At 64.5% G+C, this 4,741-nt stretch carries 4 protein-coding genes; all 4 read left to right on the top strand.

The genetic code is table 11. The features are described 5' to 3' along the window. Window positions 1–138: 138 nt before the first annotated feature. From ACXWUF_RS18860 to ACXWUF_RS18845, 4 genes are read left to right on the top strand one after another with little or no spacing between them, the layout of a single operon-like run. On the top strand, window positions 139–969 hold the full coding sequence (locus ACXWUF_RS18860) for a sulfotransferase family 2 domain-containing protein (RefSeq protein WP_458496133.1): 831 nt from the start codon (window positions 139–141) through the stop codon (window positions 967–969). Window positions 970–981: 12 nt separating this feature from the next. Then, complete coding sequence (locus ACXWUF_RS18855) at window positions 982–2,142, top strand: glycosyltransferase family 4 protein (RefSeq protein WP_458496132.1); 1,161 nt, start codon at window positions 982–984, stop codon at window positions 2,140–2,142. Next, a complete protein-coding gene (locus tag ACXWUF_RS18850) occupies window positions 2,139–3,248 on the top strand; it encodes a glycosyltransferase family 4 protein (protein WP_458496131.1) in 1,110 nt (369 codons plus the stop codon). The genes ACXWUF_RS18855 and ACXWUF_RS18850 overlap by 4 nt, the downstream gene beginning before the upstream one ends. After that, the gene (locus tag ACXWUF_RS18845) at window positions 3,245–4,714 is read left to right on the top strand and encodes a hypothetical protein (RefSeq protein ID WP_458496130.1); all 1,470 of its coding nucleotides are present in this window, start codon (window positions 3,245–3,247) and stop codon (window positions 4,712–4,714) included. The genes ACXWUF_RS18850 and ACXWUF_RS18845 overlap by 4 nt, the downstream gene beginning before the upstream one ends. Window positions 4,715–4,741 lie beyond the last annotated feature (27 nt).

Here is a 4,741-nt window from a genome sequence, read left to right as displayed (position 1 = left end):
GGCCTTGATTTCGCTGGCTTCGACTCCGCTCAGCCAACGAAATCAAGGCCCGCGCACGCTTAACTTAATGGCAGTGACGCTCCAGCGTGGGAACGAGAAAGACCCGCCCACAGGATTCCGTTTGTAGCGAGTAATACCATGGCAAGCCCCGACAAAATCCGGTTTCTACACATCCCCAAAAGCGCGGGCACGTCCTTTTCAAATTGTCTAAGAAGGCTATATAAGGCGAACCGCTTCAAACGTAATTCGTTCGTATTCTTGGGGGATTTCGAGCGGGATGTGCAGCGCTATCACGCCTTGACCGAAACGGAGCGCTCGAAACTGGTTTTTGTGAGCGGCCATGTGCCATTAATGACCGGGATTCAATCCATTGACGGCTTGCCGACGATTACCTTTTTAAGAGACCCGGTGGCGCGGGTGAAGTCACTCTGCCAGCATATCAGCGAGGGCAAGGTATGGAATGTCGATGCCAATCAGAATATAGACGCTTATCTGGCCGACCCCTGCAATATTTGGATCGATAATCTACAAACCCGGACTCTGTTAGGCAATGCCGGATACGAATTGCCGGAGGCGAGCGAAGACGCTATTGTCGCCCAAGCCCTGGATATATTGGAAAACCGCCTAGCCTGTTTCGGTATCACCGAATATTTCGACGATAGCCTGTTGCTGTTCAAGCACAGCTTAGGCTGGCAGAGCTACCCCGTCTATACCAAACTGAATCAAAAAAGCGAGCATAGGCTATTACAATTCAGCGAGGCGCAAAGCCAGGCTATACGGGACAGGAATAGGATTGATATAAAGGTCTACGAAGCGGCCTTGCGGTTATTCAAATCCCGGCTGGCGGCTGACGCCGGGGTTATCGAGGCATCCCGTAAACAATTCGCGATTCGACAGCGGATATTTGAACCGATACTGGGCGTTTATCAGCTTTATCACAAGCTGCAATCCCGTCGGAATAAAAGCTAACAATACCCTTATATGAGCGGCCTTCAAATTACCTGTGTGATTTACAGCCTGGGCTGCGGCGGCGCCGAGCGGGTGATGGCCGGGCTGGTGCGCTGGCTGGCGGACGCCGGGCACCGGGTCAGCCTGTTGATCCTGAATCCGGCCATCCCCGCGCACTACGAGGTGCCGGACACGGGGACGCGCATCGGGCCGCGTGGCGCCGCCGCCGCCAGTTGCCGCTGGTTCGATTGGTCCTGCCAACGACGGCGGCGGCGCGATTTGCGGAAAACCATCCTGGACACCGCGCCCGAACTGGTCATCAGCTTCATGGACACCACCAATGTCGCCGTGCTGCGGGCGCTGTCCGGCAGCGGCGTCCCGGTCATCGCCACCGAACACAACGATCCCCGGATGCACCCCATCGGCTGGCGCTGGTCGCTATTGCGGCGGCTGACCTACCCACAGGCCAGCCGGGTCACGCTGTTGACGGCGGACGCGGCGGGCTGGGCCGAGACGCTGTGGCCGGGCTGGCGGGTGGCGGTCATGCCCAATCCGGTCGAGCCGCCCAGCCGCCCGCCGCAGGCGGAACCGCCCGCCCAGTTCGGACGCCACACCATCGCCGCCATGGGTCGGCTGGTGCCGCAGAAGGGCTTCGACTTGCTGATCGAGGCGTTCGCCACGCTCGCGCCCCGGTTCGGCGACTGGCACTTGGTCGTGTTTGGCGAAGGCGCCGAGCGGGCGGCGTTGGAGCGGCAAATCGCACAGCTTGGGCTTGAAGGCCGCGTCTCCCTGCCCGGCGTGGTCAAGGCACCCGAGACCATTCTGCCCCTGGCCGATTTGTTCGCGGTGTCGTCCCGGTACGAAGGCTTTTGCCTGGTCCTGGCGGAAGCCATGGCGCTGGGCTTGCCGGTCATCAGCTTCAATTGCCCCACCGGCCCCTCGGAGATTGTCCGGGACGGCGAGGATGGCCTGCTGGTGCCGCCGGAGGACACGGACGCCCTCGCCGCCGCCATGGCCCGCTTGATGACGGATGAAGCCGAACGCCGCCGCCTGGGCCAGAACGCCCGGCAAGCCGCGCAACGCTACGCCCCGGCGCGGATCATGGCCGAATGGGAAACGCTGATCGCCGAAGTCATGGCCGAGGCGCGGGGAGCGGCTTCCCGGCCCAAGCCAACACAGGAGGCCGCGCCATGAGCGCCGGGCGGTTATTGTTCTTCGCGTCATCCTTGGGCGCGGGCGGGGCCGAGCGGGTGCTGTCGATCCTGGCGAACGCCTGGGCCGAACGGGGCAAGCAGGTCACGGTGGTGACGCTGGCGACGCCGGACACGGATTTCTATGCGCTGGACCCGCGCATCGAACGGATCGGGCTGGCGGGCATGGTGGATTCATCCGGCCCGCTCGACGCCATCCACCACAACCTGCGGCGGTTGATTGGATTGCGGCGGGCCATCGCGGCGGGTCGCCCGGAGGTGGTGTTCAGTCTCGGCGACCAAGCCAATGTGCTGACCTTGCTGGCGGGCGCGGGGTTGGGCGGGAAAATCATCGTGGCCGAACACAACGATCCCCGCCGTCACCGGATTGGCCGGGCGTGGAGCCTGTTGCGGCGTATCACCTACCCATGGGCGACGCGGGTGGTGATGCTGACCGAAGGCACCCGGCGCTGGGCCTTGACCCAATGGCCGCGCTGGCGGGCCTCTGCCATTCCCAATCCGGTGGAACTCGCCACCCCGGCCAACCCATTAACTCGGCCCGGATGTTTCGGCCCCCGCACGGTCGTCACCTTGGGACGCTTGGCCCCGCAGAAGGGCCACGATTTTTTGATTGAAGCGTTCCGGGCAATCGCGGGCCGCTTCCCGGATTGGAATCTGGTGATTTTCGGCGAAGGCGCCGAGCGGCCCGCGCTGGAACGAACGCTGGCCGAAGCCGGATTGACGGGCCGCGTCCATCTGCCCGGCACGGTCAGCGATGTGGCGGGCGTGCTGGCCCAAGCCGATTTGTTCGTGCTGTCATCCCGCTACGAGGGCTTCCCCATGGCCCTGCTGGAAGCCATGGCGGCGGGGCGGGCGGTGGTCAGCTTCGATTGCCAGAGCGGTCCCGCCGACATCATCACACCCGGCGAGGATGGCTTATTGGTGCCCGCCGAGAATGCCCCGGCCCTGGCGGAGGCGATGGCGGCGCTGATGGCCGATGAGAGCGAACGCCGCCGCCTGGGGGAAAACGCCCGCCCCGTGGCCGAGCGGTTCAGCCCGGCGGCCATCCTGGCGCAGTGGGAAAGCCTACTGGCGGAAGCGTCGGCATGACGCCCCGGCTAGCCGCTGGACGCTTGGACTGGCGGGCGGGTGCCGCGCTGCTCGGCGGGTGCCTGTGGGCGGGAATGCTGGCCCTGTCCGGGAAATTCCCCGTCTCCGGCATGGCGCTCTTGTGGCTGGAAGCCCTGAGCGTTTTGTTGCTGATGCGGGCCTTGGCGTCCGGGGCCGACCGCGCCACGGTGACGCTGATCTTTGCCCTGGCCTTGCCGCTCTTCACCGCCGAGGCGCTGCTCGCCCAAAGCACGGACCAATGGGGCCACGCCCGCTTCGATGTGCCCTTGTATGATCTTCAAGCCCGCGCCCTGGTCATGCACTGGGACGGGCTGGAGGTGTCAGCGCGGGAATTCAAGCTCAAGGGCTTGCTGAGCCTGGGCATTCCCGTCTGGCAGCCGGACGACGCCCGTCCCTACAGCGATGTGCTGGGCATGGGCCGCCACCTCTATCAGCTTTATATCGCCGGGGTTTACGCCGTGACCGGCCACTCCACGGCGACCGCCATCTTCGGCAACCTGCCCCTCGCGGCGGGCGGGGCGGCGGGGACGTTCATGCTGGCCCGCGCCCTGTTCCAAAGCCAGCGGGTGGCGGGGCTGGCGGCGGGCCTGATCGTCGCCGACCCCGGCCTCGCCGTGTGGAGCGCCATTCTCATGCGCGACGTGCTGATTGCCTTCCTGACGGCGCTGGCCTTGCTGGGCAGCGTGCGCCTGTTGCGCCGGGAGAAGCCTTGGCTGAACGGGCCGCTCACCGCTGGCACCTTGGCGGTGCTGGTTCTGGTGCGGTTCAACGTGGTAGTGGCCCTGGCCTTGGCTGGTCTGGCGGTCGCGCTGTCAGGTTGGCGGGCCATGGTTTGGCGACGGGCGATGTACGCGGCGGTTGGCATCGGGGTGGTGATTTTCGGTTTGGCCCAGATAGCGCCCGGTCTCGTCCAGTCTTGGGAGAACAGCCTGCCCGGCCATGTGGTTGAGGAGAATCTGCGCATCCTGGCGGGCGCGAATCGGGTGGTCGAATCAGCCACCGGCGCGGCCCTGTCCGAGCCGACCGAGAAAATCGACGCCGTCCGCCGCGACTGGCATGCCGATCTGCGGCGCCAACCCTTGTGGCTGAATTTGACGCGGGCCACGGCCCGGAGCTTGATGGGTCCGTTCCCGTGGGTGGCGCTCACCCATGGCTTGAGCGGGACCAATTATTACGAATTGCTGTTTCCCGGCATGACGCTGTGGCTGCTGTGCCTCCCGGCATTTTTTTATGCGCTGTGGCGGGTGCCGGTGCGGGACGATCCGGCGGTGTTGCTTTGTCTGGTGTGGCTGGGAACTGTCGCGATGTTCTACATTATCGGTTATGGGCAACTGGATGGCCGCAACCGCTTGATGGCCCAGCCCTTGTTGTGGACGTTCGCGGCGCAAGGCATCCTTTGGCTGAGGGAGAAATGGCCCAGCCCCACACATCGTAGGGTGGGTTAGGCGCACACCACGGGAAATCTAACATCC

It is taken from the genome of Methylomagnum sp. (assembly GCF_054333355.1).
Note: the sequence above shows the minus strand (reverse complement) of the source record. Positions and strands in the feature narration are given on the sequence as shown.

Coding starts and splice junctions, on each gene's coding strand:
- ACXWUF_RS18845 (WP_458496130.1), top strand. CDS start 3,245: ATGACGCCCCGGCTAGCCGCTGGACGCTTGGACTGGCGGGCGGGTGCC.
- ACXWUF_RS18850 (WP_458496131.1), top strand. CDS start 2,139: ATGAGCGCCGGGCGGTTATTGTTCTTCGCGTCATCCTTGGGCGCGGGC.
- ACXWUF_RS18860 (WP_458496133.1), top strand. CDS start 139: ATGGCAAGCCCCGACAAAATCCGGTTTCTACACATCCCCAAAAGCGCG.
- ACXWUF_RS18855 (WP_458496132.1), top strand. CDS start 982: ATGAGCGGCCTTCAAATTACCTGTGTGATTTACAGCCTGGGCTGCGGC.